We start from the raw sequence: 15,343 nt of genomic DNA, 5'->3' as shown, positions 1-15,343 counted from the left end.
AATGCTATTTTTTTAATTTAATAGCACGGACCTCAAAGCTGAAGCGAAACTTGATTCTGTTTTATAGCACTCGCTGAATTTTTCGAGGTTAATGGGATTGTTTTCCCAGAGTCTGATTAACTGGTATTCCAAATTTATTTCCCGATATTTTGCCTTCAAACCCTTCCTAACCTATTTCATGAAAGCTCTCCTTAAAGTTATCTGTGGCTTACTTTTACTTTTTTCGGCCTGCCAATCGAAAACATCCGAAATTGACTACAGAGATTGGTCACACTACGGCGGCCCGGAAGATGGTTCCCGATATTCTTCTTTGACGCAAATCGACAAAGAAAATGTATCTCAACTGGAAGTAGCTTGGACATATCATACAGGTGATGCTACTGAGCGCTCTCAGATCCAGTGTCAGCCAATTGTAATCAAAGGGCTGCTTTACGGTTCCACGCCTACACTGAATGTTTTCGCCGTTAATGCGGCCACCGGGGAGGAAGTTTGGAGATTTGATCCATTTGAAGTGTTGGGCGGGGAAAATTCCTGGGCGGGGACCAATCGGGGTGTTAGCTATTGGGAAGATGGAGGAGATAAACGGATACTTTTCGGTGCTGGAAATTGGTTGATGGCTGTAGATGCCGAAACAGGAGATCCTGTTATGAGCTTTGGTGAAAAGGGAAAAGTTGATTTGAGAAAAGATTTGGATTCGGATCGGGAAGACTTTTTGATTGTAGCAAATGCTCCGGGTGTGGTGTATGGAGATTTGTTGATTATTGGGATGCGACTGTCTGAAGGATTGGATGCTGCGCCTGGACACATTCGGGCATATAATATCCGAACAGGCAAACGGGAATGGATTTTTCATACAATTCCGCAAGAAGGTGAGCACGGTTATGATAGCTGGGATCAGACACATATCAAGCAAATAGGAGGAGCGAATAATTGGGCAGGTATGACCGTGGACCGGCAGCGGGGAATTGTATTTGTGCCGACAGGATCAGCCACCTATGATTTTTGGGGAGGCTATCGCAAAGGGAATAATCTGTTTGCCAATTCTTTAATTGCTTTGAACGCTGAGACAGGGGAGAGAATCTGGCATTTTCAGGCTGTTCACCATGACGTATGGGATCGGGATTTTCCTGCGAATCCCAATTTAGTTCGAATTCAGAAAGATGGGCAGTGGATAGATGCTGTGGCTCAGATTTCCAAGCAAGGAATGACCTACGTACTTGATCGGGAGACTGGCCAGCCTGTATGGGATATTGTGGAGACTCCGGTCATCCAATCTGTTATGCCTGGAGAATATACTTCTCCCACGCAGCCAATTCCTTCATTTCCACAGCCCTTTATGGATCTGGTGTTTAATGAAAGCAACATTCTTAATCTTCGATCGGATTGGGAAGCTGATATCAGAATGCAATTAGAAGGAGCCGTATACGGCAATACTTGGGCTCCTCCACATCCCGATAAGCCCGTTGTTCTTTTTCCCGGAATGGATGGCGGGGGCGAATGGGGTGGTGCTGCATTTGATCCCACCACCCAGACTTTATATGTGAATGCCAATCAAATTCCGTGGATAATAAATATGACTCCAAATGCTGATTTTGAGAATGTGGGGAAATCCGTTTACACGAATTACTGCGGTAATTGTCATGGGGTGGAGCGAAAAGGAAATCCCCCAACCATTCCGGGATTACTGGATGTGAAGGAAAAATACACCTACGATTCACTTGATTATTTGCTTAGAAAAGGGAGAGGAGCGATGCCTGCTTTCGCACATGTATCAAATGAGAACAGAAAAGTTTTGTTGGAATATTTATTGGATAAAGCACTGGCAACCGAAGGGGATAAGCAGGAAATGGAGGGAGAATCACCTCAGCTTTACCCGCGATACTATATGGATGGTTATAAGAAACTGGTAACTAAAGAGGGACTGTATGGATCCAATCCGCCGTGGGGACTTTTGACTGCGCTCGATATGAATTCCGGTAAGAAAAAATGGCAAGTCCCCTTGGGAGAGATTGATTCGCTGAGTGCCCAAGGCTTTTCTCCTACAGGTACAGAGAATTATGGAGGACCAGTGGCTACGGCGGGTGGATTGTTATTTATAGCGGCGACAAAAGATGAGAAAATCAGAGCTTTCGATAAGCATACCGGTGAAATCCTCTGGGAAGCCAAACTTCCTGCCTCTGGTCATGCGACTCCCGCTGTATATGAAATCGGCGGTAGGCAATTTCTTGTAATAGCCTGTGGAGGTGGAAAAGGTACTAAAAGTGGCGATGCATATGTGGCTTATGCCTTACCAAACTAAGTTTTGATTTATGACCTTTTCGAGTCGGGATTAAAGCCGGATTATGCATTAGGTTTCGTCATAGCCTGTCCCTATTTTAATCGGGAAGCAATTAATGGCTGCAGTAACTTGTGCGCCGTGGCGTAGAATTGCTAATACATATTTCGGGTTAAAGTTGTTTTAAAACAAATCTAGCAAAGGAATGTACTGTACTAGGAAGGAAGGGTAATTTCAGCCTTCCTTAGTTCTCTAGTTTTCTAAAAAGTTAACCAACCGGTGAAACTGTTAATTGGTCTCTTCAAAAGGCTTTTGGATGAATAATTAACCTTTGTAGTATACAGATTTGCGGTTGCTGAATCCGTCAACCGAAAATTTACCGGATCCAAAAATCAAAATTCCGAGGAAAACGACAAAATAAAGCAGAGGAAGTTCTTTTTTGCCAAAAGGATCTGCCGCATGGGCAATGAAAGCTGCCGTAAGCATTGTAACCATCAAAGGGATAGTCGCCAGCCGTGTTTTAAAGCCAATCATAACCAAAATTGAACAAACAACTTCTGCAAACACAGCAAGTGAAAGTGAAGCTGCAGAGCCAATCCCAACGAAATCCATGAACTTGATGGGCTCATCTCCGAATAACCGCATAAGTTTCGGATACCCGTGGGTCAACATCATTCCTCCTGCACCAATTCTCATTATCAATAGCCCTATATCTTCAATAGCAGTTTTCTTCATCTTATACCTGTTTAATTACATCATCTAAAATAGAATTTGATATTTAAAATTATAGGGTGTTTTACATGACCTGCGTATTTTTGTTATAATCAAGCACAAAAAAAATCGGCGGCCAATTTGGCAACCGATTTTAAATGTCCAATGATTGATACTTTTTATATTACTTACCTTTTTTATTGATCATAGTCATCACGGTCTGGCCGATTATGCTCAAGTCAGTCAATAAGTTCACGCTGCTCAAGTACTTCAAATCCAAAAGAACTCTCTGACACATTTCCTCTACAGTCTCCGCATAGCCATAATCAACTTGACCTATAGAAGTGATTCCCGGTCGGATGGCAAGCAACTGTACATATTGGGGTTGTCTTGCTACAATCTGCTGAATGAAATGAGCACGCTCAGGTCTAGGTCCTACTACAGACATATCACCTACCAGTACATTAAAGAACTGTGGAAGCTCATCCAGATGTGTTTTCCTCATGAAATTACCCCATTTGGTAATTCGAGGATCATTGTCGGTAGTCAATTGCGGTCCGTTCACTTCGGATTCTACAATCATACTTCTGAATTTATAGATATTGAAAGGAGAACCGTTTCTGCCTATTCTTTCCTGCTTGTAGAAAACAGGCCCTTTTGAAGTAAGTTTTGTGATCAACATTAATGTAAGGAACACAGGAAGACCAGCCAGAATTGCTACAGAAGAAAAAAGGATATCAAAAGACCTTTTTGCAATTCTGGTTGTTAATTCTATACCCTCATTTACTGTCTCGGATACTGAACTTCTAGAAATGTTCGTTAAAGTAAACAGGTTAGGGATAATACTTCCCGATTGGTAGCCTTTGAAGACAATCTCTTGTTGATGGGATGAATAATTACGTATCATTGGTTTAGTATTTAAAGTCAAACATTTTCGTACTAGCTATTATTCAATAGGGATGCCAAGCGAGAACAAGCCTATTTCAGCTATTTGAGAGCTTTTTCGGAAATTGTTAACATAAATTATGGGGAGTGCGTCCCCATATTGCGAGAGTTATTACCTGATGGACTAGTTGTGTTGGGCTTTTCCCCAATACGCCTTTGTCATGGAGAATGATTTGCGAAGTCCTGCCGGGAGCGATTGGTACTGAAGGCCTAGTTTATATCCAAGCAATTTAGCTCCGGTAGCGATCAAGCATTTCGGGATCAAAAGTGGGTTCTGTTTGAAAGTATAGGTGAGTTCTGATTTGAGATACTTGAAGCCCTCACTTTCAGCTCTGCCAAATTTTTCGAAGATCCATTCGTTGTTGACATGGAAGACTCCAATGTCAAAATACCTCTTAAATTCTTCAATGGCAGAATAATCGTGTGAGTGGTGTATTTTCGAATTCGAAAGGTACGCCATTTTCCATCCATCTAGCAACATTTTGCCTGCAATTAATACGTCTTCGCCTAAAATAGAGCCGGTAGGGAAACCATTGACGGCAAAAAAGGCTGTTTTTCTGTAGGCAGCGAAGGAATTAGAGCAGGAAATTGTTCTAATCCCATAGCGATCAGCATCTTCCATACTCTTTACTCTGGACTCAGGGGGGTAATTAAAAAGTCTTGCGTGGGTTTCCAGAACCTTTGCATTTTTGTGTGGAAGCTGGCGACCGTAGACCATTCCCAGGTCAGGATTTTCTTCCAAAGCTTCCACCATCGCCTTAATTGCATCAGGATCAGCAAGAATCGCATCTTGGGTAAGAAATACAAATATATCCGCATCGGGAAATGTCTCAACAGCCATTTGTCTCGTCCCGCCATGGTCAAAATCCTTCTTGTCAATCCGGATCAAGTCGCAGGTATCTTCATTGATCAAATCCAATGTACCATCAGTGGAGCCGGAATCAATAATAACTAACCTGGAAATGGGATAATTTTGCATAGCTACACCGTCCAGCACTTCCTTCCAGATTTTTCCTGCGTTCAGCGTAGGGATAAAAAGATTCACCTGCATAACTTAAAAATTAATATTTCGAAATTTCTACTCCTCCATAATTAGCCGTACCGGAAATGAGTTTTTCTTTTCCAACGGTCGCTTTTCCTTTTCCCACAAGAAGAACCGTCTCGGTATTTTCGATTCCTCTGTATTCATTTCCAACCAAAGTTAAGTTCTGGGGGTAGTGACTTCGAAATGCCTGATTTTCCTTTCCACCGGCAATGGATGTAATGATGTTATTCTTTACGGCCAATTCTTGAGAGTTGTCGTCAAAAATGGCTGTGTTGAATGAGTTGATCTGATTTCCTATGATCTGGACTTTTTTGGCGGTGTTTCTGATAACAATCGCTGAGGAATTTTGACTTAAAATTGTGTTGTTTTCCAAAAGCGCATTGTCTGCTTTGGTAATTAATATTGCTTGATTTTTAGAGCTGTTTTTAATTTGATTGCCTATCAGATGCACCTGCCCTGTCATGTTAAAGTTAAAGTTTGCATGAGTAAAGCTATTGTTTTCCACAATAAACTCATCTACCTGAATTCCATTGGGCAAGGAAAGTGAGCCAAGGTTATTTTCCCTGAGGTGGATTTTCTTTGCATTGGTATTTGCTATCAAATTGATGCTGCTGAATCTATTGTTGTGCAGATGCAATTCTTCCAGATCAAGGGTGATTTCTACCTGATTGTCAGCCCGGTTTTCCTTTGCCAAAACCAATCCACAGCTTTCCAAATAGATCGCAGGACGGTTGTTTTTGTAAGCTTCGTTTTTATAAATCACGACATTTGATACATTAATCAACGTAACTATGCCGGAGCCATCGGGAGTTGATTCGTTTTTCACAAAGCCATTTCCGCAGGTTATGTTTTCCACAATCAAACACTCAATGTCTTTTGCTTTTTCTTTGGACCGGTTGTTAATATCTATTGCATCGGCAGCATTCCCATCCATGATATTATTGGAAAAATTATAGTCTTTTTCCTTTCCCGAACCTCCAAAGGCAACTTGTATAGCAGACATTCCATTGTGGTGAATCACATTGCCAGACACTTCTACTTTTTCGCTCCCGTGGATGAAAACGCCATTTTCTCCATTCTTATAAATCTCAGAATCATGGATTGAAATTGAATGACTGGATAAAATCCGTATTCCTGTACCCGGCTGATAACTGTGCGTTTCGGAGCGTGGCATTCCGAAATGATGAATTCTTGTATTAGAAATAACAACTTCACTAGACTCAAAGGTCATAACACCCGGAAAAGCCCTCCGTTTAGTCGAATCACCGATTAACTCAGTGTTGTAAATGCGGATTTGGTGACTGTTTAAGAGATAGATACCCTCGTTTTTGGATTCTCCTTTGAGTGAAATACTCACGTTGTTTACTTCCTTTCCCAAAATCAACGGATTGGGAGAGTTTTGTTTTTCTATAGAATATTCTCCTGCTTTGGCCGCTCCATGATGTTTAATGGTGCCCTCGGATAGGATATTTATTCCTGATCTCAGCAGAATTGTACGGATAAGGTATTGGCCATTCGGAAAAAACACGGTGTCGCCCTCACTGGCTTGATCAATAACCTTTTGAATAGCCTCTGTTTGGTCAATCTCTGAAACAGCAGAAATTTCAAAGTCAAGCACATTGATTCTTTTTCCGCTTTCAGATGAATCAGTCTGGCAAACCCCCGAAACAGGCAGTGCAAAAAGGAGTAAAAGCAGTAATTGAATATATCTAATCATAATAATCTTAGTTATGAATTTACTAGTTAACGGCTGCGATCCCGTTAGGGTAGAGCCGTCATGGGCTAGGAATTTTTTGATAAAATGGTGTCCCATGTTTCTTTAGCCGTTTTTTCCCAGCTAAATTCCCTGGCCCGTTCTAGTCCTTTAAGTATGCATTCTACATAGAAAACCTCATCATCCACGAGTTTCTCTATCCCTGTTTGAATGGCAGAAACTTCTGTGGGATCCACGCAAAGTGCAGCACCACCGGCGATTTCTGGAAGTGAGCTGGTACATGAAGTCAATACAGGAGTGCCCGAGGCCATTGATTCTATGACAGGTAGACCAAATCCTTCCATCAGTGAGGCAAACAAAGTAGCATGGGCGCCTTTGTATAGCTTGGGTAAATCCTGTTCTTCTATAAAACCCAAAAATTGAACCCTTTTCTGAATTCCAAGGCTGTTGATCAATGCATCAAGCTCCGAATCCGGATTTCCGGAGAGATAAAACATAAACTCATCAGAGATTCTAGCATTTGAAAATGCCGTGAGCATTGCCGTCAAATTCTTGTTTTTTCGGCGGTTTCCTACATATAGAAAATAAGGGCGGTCACTTTCATATTCCTCATTATTTTCAAGAAAATGGCCGTCTACTCCATTATAGATCACTTTTATTAAGCCATCAGGAATTCCGAGGATGTCCACCAGTTGGCTTTTGCTGAAATGGGAAACAGTGATGATTTTCTGCGCTTTCTTTGCCAGTCTGGCAATGATCTGCTCATAATAGATCTTATGCAGCTTTGAATAGTAGAATAAATGCATTAAATCATGTACCGTGAAAATGAAAGGGATCTTCGAAAAAGCAGGTGGCATAAAGGAGGGGCTGTAGAAAACATCCGCATTTGACTTCTTTATTTCCTCGCCCAGCATCAAAGGAGTCAGTAAATTCCCCAAACCCATTTTGTTCCCAACATACTCGCAAGAAAGTGTACTTGGGGCATATTTTATCACTTCTTGGTACAATCTTCCAATACCCGTGTTCCCCACCCAGCGACTGTCTATTAGTATTGTTTTTTTACTTTTCATAGACTGGGGCTTATGTTTTTGAAGTTGACTGTGGACTGGGTTCCGATCAGGTAAATGAGACAGAAATATATGACGACATCGTTGTCATATCCGGAATAAAGGATCATCATAATGGCGATGATCGGCAAGAGAAGGATCGCCCATAAGGTAACATGTGGTGTTTTTCGGAAGCAGTCTCTAATAAACCAAACCAAAAAAGTGAGAAAGGAAGTAAACCCTACAACACCCATCTCTAGGTAAGTGGATAGGAATGTATTATGAATATGGGGTTCGCCTCGGTAGAATTTAGCATACTTTTCAAGAAATCCTGGAGCGCTCAAGAACCCATTTCCCAAAGGAGAAATTGTATCAAAGTGATCAAAAAATGCCGTCCAATAAACCAGTCGAATTCCCATCCCGTCGTTGGACGAAGTCAGAGAATCTACCCGGATTATTTTTTGGAGGACAAATGGCAGAGCTACGGCGATCAAAACCAGCATGCCGATTTTCCATTTTCTATCTACAGAAATCCAGACCAGAACGAATATACCCAGTATCAATGCCACTATGGGCGTACGGGAAAGACTCAGAAATGCGATAACAAAAACAAAGGCAATTCTTCCGAGGGATAGCTGGCTTTTTGACACTATGGGAATGCAGATATAGGAAAAACCCACCAAGGCAATTCTGGCTCCAAACATATTTTTGTCATCCAACCCCCAATAATAGAGCGACTCCCTGTAGAGCGAGCTCGCTTGACCTGAAGAGTCACTTCCGGTGATCAATTTGAAATCATAGGCTTGGTGATAGATCAAAAGTTGCACCAGTGACAAGGTAAGCACCCCAAGGAGTGTCAAATCCAGCTTGGCGATTAGGGACTCATTATCTCTCGAGCCCAGCCAATTAATTGCAAAAAAGAGGTAAAGGAAATTGGTGACTAGTTTGATGATGTTCGTTAAGGCCAGAGGCTCTCCCGGGTAATGGATAAGGTAGCTCAATATCGCATAGCTGCTGAAAACAGCGAGTGCGATTGACCAATTGGGGAAATTCAGCTTTGGAGTTTCCCGATAGAAAAAATAACAACTTATCAGAAAAACCGGAGGATAGATTTTCACCGGCAGAAATATGCAAACCAACGAAATCAAAAATAGGTACTCCGCAATTGACACGGCTTTCCAGTCATTTCCTTCAAGCACGGCTGCTTGACCAGCAAGTGTAGTTTGAGGAGTGCTCATAGTGAAACTTCGAGTTTGTACTTTTTCAAGGTCTCTTTCAATACTGTTTCATATTCTCCGATCATCCTATCCGCATCCAGAATGGAAGCCACAGATGCACGGGCAGCAGTGCTGAACTGATTGTATAGCTTAGGATTATCATAAAGCTTGCTCATTGCCTTGCTCAGAGAGTCTGGGGCACTGTCATGGCAATACAAGCCGTTGACTCCGTCTTTTACAGTCTCTTGCAGGCCGCCTCTCTTATTGGCGATGACAGGTACGTGGTTGGCTAAAGCTTCAATCGCAACCATTCCCAGTGGCTCTTCCCAAAGTGACGGCACTATCAAAACATCAATTTCAGCAAGGAATTCAGTAGAATCCACATAGCCTACAAACGTGATAGCGTCTCCTGAGGAAATTTCTTTCAAATGCTTCTCGTATCCCATATCACCTTTTCCCGCAATGCTCAAGCCTGCATTAAAATCCAGTTTCTTAAACTGCCCAATTAGCCATTCCAACCCTTTGACTTTAGAAAGAGTGCCTAAATAACCAAATCTTATAGGCTGCCCTGTCCGGCGAGGAAGTTTAAGCTTCGGGGTAGGCACAGTACGGGTATTATAAATAATGTGCTTAGAAGCGTTTACGAAGTAGCCAAAATCCACAAATCGCTGCAAAATACTGTTGCTGATACCTACTACTGCCGAAATTTGCTTTGATATCTCTGCGTGATTAGTGCGTAAAAGTTTGCAACTGAAGCATTGATTTTCACAAGTCTGCTCGTTTTTAAACATGTTACTGTTTGGGCAAAGCAGGTACAGGTCATGTAAAACCTGAACAATAGGGATTTCTGCCTTATAAATCGGAGCCCATACCGCGGCAGACCATCCTGCAAGGTTATGACAAGAGGCTATATCCGGTTTTTCAGTAACCATAATTTCTTTCACTACCTTGGCCATAGCCTCATTTGATTGGTCACGGTAGTGCCAGGCAAGTCGGGAAAGCTTATTTTTTTTAGCTTTTGAATAAGGCCAATAGGCATTTTGCAGCCCTGCTCTATATACTGTCACTCCATCTACCTGTTCTTTTTTTAGCCCTTTCTCCGGCATCAGACTCAAGACCACTACCTCATGCCCCAGAGATTTCATTCCTTCCACGATCAGCTTCAGGGAAATCTCCGCACCACCTTCGATCAGCGGACTGTAAAGAGAATTGATGTACACTATTTTCATGTGCTTTTAATTAGCTTTTTAGAGCTCATAATCTATCCCTTGACGATGGAAACGGGATAGCCCGTCCCGATTCTCGGGAGAATCCCGCAAGGTTTATAATCATCTTTCGGGCGTAGTTCTTCGTCATGTTCGATTTCATGTATTGGTTTTGACGAAAAAGGGATGTTTAGTGTAATAAGCTTCCGTAGAGCTCAACTAATTGACGGACTACGTTTTCTTTGTTGTTGTTTTTGAGAACCAGATTCTGCATTCTATGACCTTTCCCAATCAATGAATTAGAATCATTTTGATGAAGTTTTATAGCTATTTTAATCTGCTTTTCAAGCGCCTCTAGGTGTTCTGTTTCGGTGTCATAACTATAGTCAAATACATCCTGACCGGCATCTAAATCATCAATAGTGCCAATTCTTGGGCAGATTACTGTTCTCCCATACGAAAACCCCAAAATGACAGTTCCCGAATTCAGACTGCTTTCCAGCGAATAAGGAAGAATAAGTAAGTCTGATTGATGAATGTAGTTGGGTAGATCTTCATCCGGAATAAATTTCAGATCCAGGGAAATGTTGCCTGTACCCTGTGCTAACTTCTTCAACTCTTCCCTGTAAGAGGAGGAATTCGGATTTCCTGCTACAGTCAACTGAACTTCCTCACCAAATCTTTTTGCCACCTCTATAAGCAATTCAATGTTTTTATAGGGCTTAATTGCTCCCAGAAAAAGAAGTTTTAGCGGGGATGATCTGTTTCCTCGGTCTTCAGGAATCATCGGGCCATACACATCCATAAAGTCAGGATGGGGGATATGGACGATTTTTGCCTGTAGAGTTGGATATTGGCTGCGCAAAATCTCTTCGGACACGGCCGAATGAATCACAATCGCATTGGCCTGTGAGACCAGCTTCCGGGTGAGTGACCTACTCAGTTTTCCGGACTTTTTCTCATGGGAAAGCCTGTTATGCATGGTCCACACCAGTTTCTTCTTTCCGAATTTCACAGCTGCCAAAACTACCAGTTTTCTGAAATAACTCTTCCACATGCTTTGCCGACTACTATCGTCCAGATTTTCAAACCAGTTCAAATGAACCAGTTGGAGGGAGCGGTAATGATCTCCGGAGGATAAGAAATCATCCAGTTTACTTACGTCAAAGCCGTGCTTTTCAAGCCCATTTACCAGAATGGCGATGTATTGATTTTCCTTGTTTTCACAGGGATTGAAGATGATTTTGGTGGTTAGGCTCATCGGCGTCAAGAGCTTTTTTTATTTATGCTTTTCGCCATGGCAACTCCAATATCCTTGATTGACAGTCCAAATCGGCCTCGGCTGCTCATCCAGATTTTTGCTTTTTCCACAGGATTGCTGCGCATAGACAGCATCATCGTGTAAAGCTTCTTTTGGTGCATGTAGTTGCCTAGCTCTTCCAGCAAGTGCTCATAAATCACCTTGTCCGAAGAATGAGGCGGGTTGGTTTTCATGAATTGGTTCAGCCACTCGGCATAACTCAGGTCCGCCATCATCTTATGCAGGTCATTTCCCGTGGAAGTGATGGAGAGGCGATTGCTACGGTACTCAAATACGGGCTTGTTGCTATGTGCAATTCCCGTCGTTGCAGAAGCGATAAATGCCGTGATATCATCCGAACCCCAAGCCAATGGAAGCTTGTAGAAACCTCCTTGAGCTTTCAGAGCAGAAGTATTATACATATAGTCGGAGATGTAATTGGACCGCAACTGACGTAGACGGTGCCAGATCGAGTCATAGACATATTCAAACGGGGGCAGTGCCGGGGTGAGCACGACATCGTTTCCATCGTCATCGATTATTTTGCTGCGACAGTGATAGACATTTAGTGTTGGATAGCTATCGATCAATTTGGAGAACTCGGCTAGGTAATCCGGTGCTAATCGGTCATCGTCACCCATTATGACGAGATATTCCCCAGTTGACAATTCAAGGCATTTGTTCCAATTATCCACCAAATCATACGCTCCCACATTCTTTTCATTTTTGAAATAGCGGATTCTCGGATCGGAATTTTTTAAAACAATCTCCTCAACCTGCTCTGGCGAGCAATCATTCAAAATGATCAATTCGAAGTCCGCAATCGTCTGGGCCAAGATGCTGTCAATGCATTCTTGGAGGTATTTGCTCTTGTAGGCAGGAATACAAATCGAAAATTTATTCTTGCTCATCGGATGGTTTTCTTTTCAAAATTTTAGTGCGCAGAAATTCAATATCAGCGGCTTTGATGATAAACAGAAAATGGAATGCGGCAAAAACCGTAGTGAAAATCACCGAAAGCACGATCATTCCAAGCAAACTTTCAGGAATATCTATCAATTTGCCTGCACCAAAGGCAACGGCAAATGCCACGATAGCGCCCAAGACGGAAGGTGAAAAAGCACCCAAGAAAATCTTCTTGCTATCTAACTTTAGCACTTTAGGAATGTAATAAACATAGAAAAAACCGATTTGTATCAGCATATAGGCCAGATAGCCTATAACTGCTGCTCCCACATTCAATGTAGGTGCCAGTACAACAGTGATGGGAAGCGAAAGAATACACGCTGTCGCTGAGGAGTAAATCAAGAAGCGGGTCTTGCCCGAAGAAAGCACCAAACTTGCCACTGGGGTATTGTGCATATTAAGTAGCACTGTGAGGAGCCAAATATTCAACCAAACAGCCAAATGGAGGTAGTCTTTCCCCATATAGAGGAGAAGAATTGATTCAGAATTCAGCACCAGCAGGAATACGATAAAACTTAGAAAGATTGAAATGTACCGGGTGGCGGTAAAAACCATCTTTTCCATTTTAACGTGGTTTCCCTCCTGGTATACTTTGGATGCCGATGGCAGCAGCACCTGGAGAAAGATTGTCCCAAAGGAAATAATCAACATTGCAATGGTCTGTATCACACGGTAATCTGTGAGAACATCTATGCCTGAAGCGAATTTTGCCAGTAGGATAGGGCGCAACTCGTTTGCGGTCAGCTGGAAAAGCCCCATGAGAAATATCGCTGAACTATAGCCCATGATTTCTCTAAAAATCTTACCATCCCATTTTGGTTTAAGGAGTTGCCCCACAGGAATGGGGAAAATCCGTAACCGAATAATATTCAGTGGAATAGGAACCAGTGTCGAAAGTGTGTAAAACAGAAAATAAACCGGTAATGACCACTTAAAATGTATGGCCGCGATTGCCATAATAAAGTTGAGCAAGCTGCTTACCACCGTAACCCGGTTCACATAACCCAGTTCGTCTTTGGCACTGAGTAATTGGATGATGACATTCGATAACCAATTCAAAACTGTACTGGCCGAAAGTATATACATCATGATCCTGTAGGTAGGGATCTGATCAGAATTTAGATTGAAGAAAAATTGGCCATAATTGGCCATAAACATGAAAATCAGTGCGTTGATAAGCCCAATTGTGCCATAGAAAATGATACTGGAGCGGGAAGCTTTTCCGATGTTTTCCCAGTCAGCTTTGGCTTCCCACATGGAGAAAAAGCGTACAGAACCCACATTCATTCCTAAATCCATCAGCCTTAAATAGGCATTTAACGAGAATGCTAAGGCGATCAATCCATAGTCTGCTTTTCCATAATAGCCTACCAGTAGTGGAATGGTTACAAACTTAGCAGCTGCATCCAGAATTTTGGCTAAAATTCCCCAGACTGAACCTGAAAAAATACGATTGACGGCAACTGGTTTGGTGCTCAAAATGGTCTTTTGATAATTTTGTAATGAATTTACGTGCTACTTACCAAAAATAGTTCCTATGGTTAATTTCTCCGGATTTAAAATTAAGTATCTTTTTTGCAGGGAGTCTTTCACGCCATGCAAAAACAAGTTTCACACTATGCTTTAGGTTAAGTCTGGGAGCTTTTGAGGCACCATAATGGGCTGTAGACTTTAATCTATGACCTACAATTTAAAACAAACACATGACAAAAGTCTTAATCATAGGAGCTTTCGACCGATACAATTACGGAGATTTACTTTTTCCATTGGTGATCGAAAGGCAATTGAGTTCATACGGGAAAGATTTCGAATTTGAATATTTCGGGTTAGTAGAGAGTGACCTGTCCCGTGTGGGGGGACTGCCTACCAAAGGTCTTCAGCAGTTTTATAAAGCATGTAATAATCCGTCGGATCCGGTACATGTGATCGTAGCAGGCGGCGAGGCGTTGGGAGTGACTTGGAATTCGCTGTATGCTGCTTTGAATCCCCTTTTTCAGCGAATCAATAAAAGTCATGTAAAAGTCAATAAGGTGCTGGATTTGAATGCCTGGACCAAGAAAATCCTCAAAGGAAAAACCACCCTTCCTTTTGTGTTTGACAAGTCTGATTTTGCCGGAGTACAGTCTGTGGCTTTGAATTCCTTGGGAGGTTCCGGTCTAAGCCCTGCAGTTTTTGCTAAATATGGTTTTCTGAAGGAGAAGCTTCAGAATGCGGATTATTTCGCAGTGCGCGATCAGCTGACTGTAGATAATTTGAAGAAAAACGGACTCCATGCCGATCTGTTTCCTGATTCAGCCATCTTGATGTCGGAATTTTATCCATTGGATTTTCTCAAAAAAAGAATCACCTCTGAAGTAGCGGAGTATGTGGAAAAACATGCCGGTAAGTACGTGTTTGCGCAGATAAACAAGAAGACTACCCGTGGGCACGAGCAAGTAATTGCCGGTGGACTGGATGAAATTTATCAAAAAGGGAAAACTGAAATCTGCCTTTGCCCTATTGGAAAGGCTTTGGACCATGACGATCATGAAGCTCTGCAGGAATTGGGTTCGCTTATGAAAAGCCCCTATAGCTATTTTGATGCGGATAATATCTGGGACATCATGTATCTCATCGCCAATGCCAAGTGCTATGTGGGTACGAGCTTGCATGGAGCAATTACGGCTTTAAGCTATGCCGTGCCGCATGTGGGATTGAAAGTAGAGAAGCTTGGTGCCTACTTGGATACTTGGGGATTGAAAGGCAATCAGCGTTCGATTGAGTTTTCGGAAATCTATAGTCAATTCCTAATTGCCACATCAGCTCCAAAAGAAGCGTTGGAAGGTTCCAGAGACCACCAGTTAGCAGAAATCAAAAAGGGATTTGATAAGATGGTGAAGGTGTTGGAAAAGAGTTAAATCACAAAAATGATATTAAATT

12 protein-coding genes are annotated in these 15,343 nt (G+C 42.2%); 2 read left to right on the top strand and 10 right to left on the bottom strand.

The window, feature by feature from the left end:
• The first annotated feature begins 178 nt into the window (after positions 1–178).
• The gene (locus tag ID165_RS19525) at positions 179–2,299 is read left to right on the top strand and encodes a PQQ-binding-like beta-propeller repeat protein (protein ID WP_192347104.1); all 2,121 of its coding nucleotides are present in this window, start codon (positions 179–181) and stop codon (positions 2,297–2,299) included.
• Between the two features lie 300 nt (positions 2,300–2,599).
• On the opposite strand, the gene ID165_RS19520 is transcribed toward ID165_RS19525, so the two are convergent.
• The 10 genes from ID165_RS19520 to ID165_RS19475 form a co-directional block, all read right to left on the bottom strand.
• Positions 2,600–3,010, bottom strand: coding sequence for a DoxX family protein (locus ID165_RS19520; protein WP_192347103.1), 411 nt, complete (start codon positions 3,008–3,010; stop codon positions 2,600–2,602).
• 160 nt (positions 3,011–3,170) lie between these two features.
• Positions 3,171–3,893 carry a sugar transferase gene (locus tag ID165_RS19515; protein ID WP_192347102.1) on the bottom strand — a complete coding sequence of 241 codons (723 nt, stop codon included), beginning with the start codon at positions 3,891–3,893 and terminating at the stop codon, positions 3,171–3,173.
• 162 nt (positions 3,894–4,055) lie between these two features.
• Positions 4,056–4,982 (bottom strand): glycosyltransferase family 2 protein, encoded by a 927-nt coding sequence (locus ID165_RS19510; protein ID WP_192347101.1) that lies wholly within the window; start codon positions 4,980–4,982, stop codon positions 4,056–4,058.
• A gap of 10 nt (positions 4,983–4,992) precedes the next feature.
• Positions 4,993–6,693, bottom strand: coding sequence for a right-handed parallel beta-helix repeat-containing protein (locus ID165_RS19505; RefSeq protein ID WP_192347100.1), 1,701 nt, complete (start codon positions 6,691–6,693; stop codon positions 4,993–4,995).
• A gap of 65 nt (positions 6,694–6,758) precedes the next feature.
• Positions 6,759–7,760: a glycosyltransferase family 1 protein gene (locus tag ID165_RS19500; protein WP_192347099.1), complete on the bottom strand. Its 1,002-nt coding sequence runs from the start codon at positions 7,758–7,760 to the stop codon at positions 6,759–6,761.
• A complete protein-coding gene (locus tag ID165_RS19495) occupies positions 7,757–8,974 on the bottom strand; it encodes an O-antigen ligase (protein ID WP_192347098.1) in 1,218 nt (405 codons plus the stop codon). The genes ID165_RS19500 and ID165_RS19495 overlap by 4 nt, the downstream gene beginning before the upstream one ends.
• Positions 8,971–10,182: a glycosyltransferase family 4 protein gene (locus ID165_RS19490; protein WP_192347097.1), complete on the bottom strand. Its 1,212-nt coding sequence runs from the start codon at positions 10,180–10,182 to the stop codon at positions 8,971–8,973. The genes ID165_RS19495 and ID165_RS19490 overlap by 4 nt, the downstream gene beginning before the upstream one ends.
• Positions 10,183–10,348: 166 nt before the next feature.
• A complete protein-coding gene (locus ID165_RS19485; RefSeq protein ID WP_192347096.1) occupies positions 10,349–11,419 on the bottom strand; it encodes a glycosyltransferase in 1,071 nt (356 codons plus the stop codon).
• Between the two features lie 5 nt (positions 11,420–11,424).
• Positions 11,425–12,369, bottom strand: coding sequence for a glycosyltransferase family 2 protein (locus ID165_RS19480; protein ID WP_192347095.1), 945 nt, complete (start codon positions 12,367–12,369; stop codon positions 11,425–11,427).
• Positions 12,356–13,903, bottom strand: a complete 1,548-nt coding sequence (locus ID165_RS19475; protein ID WP_192347094.1) for a lipopolysaccharide biosynthesis protein — start codon at positions 13,901–13,903, stop codon at positions 12,356–12,358. The genes ID165_RS19480 and ID165_RS19475 overlap by 14 nt, the downstream gene beginning before the upstream one ends.
• Positions 13,904–14,127: 224 nt before the next feature.
• Between ID165_RS19475 and ID165_RS19470 the strand changes: the two genes are divergently transcribed.
• Complete coding sequence (locus ID165_RS19470) at positions 14,128–15,321, top strand: polysaccharide pyruvyl transferase family protein (protein ID WP_192347093.1); 1,194 nt, start codon at positions 14,128–14,130, stop codon at positions 15,319–15,321.
• Positions 15,322–15,343 lie beyond the last annotated feature (22 nt).

Source organism: Algoriphagus sp. Y33 (assembly GCF_014838715.1).
Classification (GTDB): Bacteria; Bacteroidota; Bacteroidia; order Cytophagales; family Cyclobacteriaceae; genus Algoriphagus.
The sequence above is the reverse complement of the archived record's forward strand: the minus strand, read 5'-3'. Positions and strand labels throughout refer to the sequence as shown.

Bases quoted from the DNA above. Each gene is read 5' to 3' on its own strand.
- ID165_RS19525 (WP_192347104.1), top strand. From the start codon at position 179: ATGAAAGCTCTCCTTAAAGTTATCTGTGGCTTACTTTTACTTTTTTCG.
- ID165_RS19520 (WP_192347103.1), bottom strand. From the start codon at position 3,010: ATGAAGAAAACTGCTATTGAAGATATAGGGCTATTGATAATGAGAATT.
- ID165_RS19515 (WP_192347102.1), bottom strand. From the start codon at position 3,893: ATGATACGTAATTATTCATCCCATCAACAAGAGATTGTCTTCAAAGGC.
- ID165_RS19510 (WP_192347101.1), bottom strand. From the start codon at position 4,982: ATGCAGGTGAATCTTTTTATCCCTACGCTGAACGCAGGAAAAATCTGG.
- ID165_RS19505 (WP_192347100.1), bottom strand. From the start codon at position 6,693: ATGATTAGATATATTCAATTACTGCTTTTACTCCTTTTTGCACTGCCT.
- ID165_RS19500 (WP_192347099.1), bottom strand. From the start codon at position 7,760: ATGAAAAGTAAAAAAACAATACTAATAGACAGTCGCTGGGTGGGGAAC.
- ID165_RS19495 (WP_192347098.1), bottom strand. From the start codon at position 8,974: ATGAGCACTCCTCAAACTACACTTGCTGGTCAAGCAGCCGTGCTTGAA.
- ID165_RS19490 (WP_192347097.1), bottom strand. From the start codon at position 10,182: ATGAAAATAGTGTACATCAATTCTCTTTACAGTCCGCTGATCGAAGGT.
- ID165_RS19485 (WP_192347096.1), bottom strand. From the start codon at position 11,419: ATGAGCCTAACCACCAAAATCATCTTCAATCCCTGTGAAAACAAGGAA.
- ID165_RS19480 (WP_192347095.1), bottom strand. From the start codon at position 12,369: ATGAGCAAGAATAAATTTTCGATTTGTATTCCTGCCTACAAGAGCAAA.
- ID165_RS19470 (WP_192347093.1), top strand. From the start codon at position 14,128: ATGACAAAAGTCTTAATCATAGGAGCTTTCGACCGATACAATTACGGA.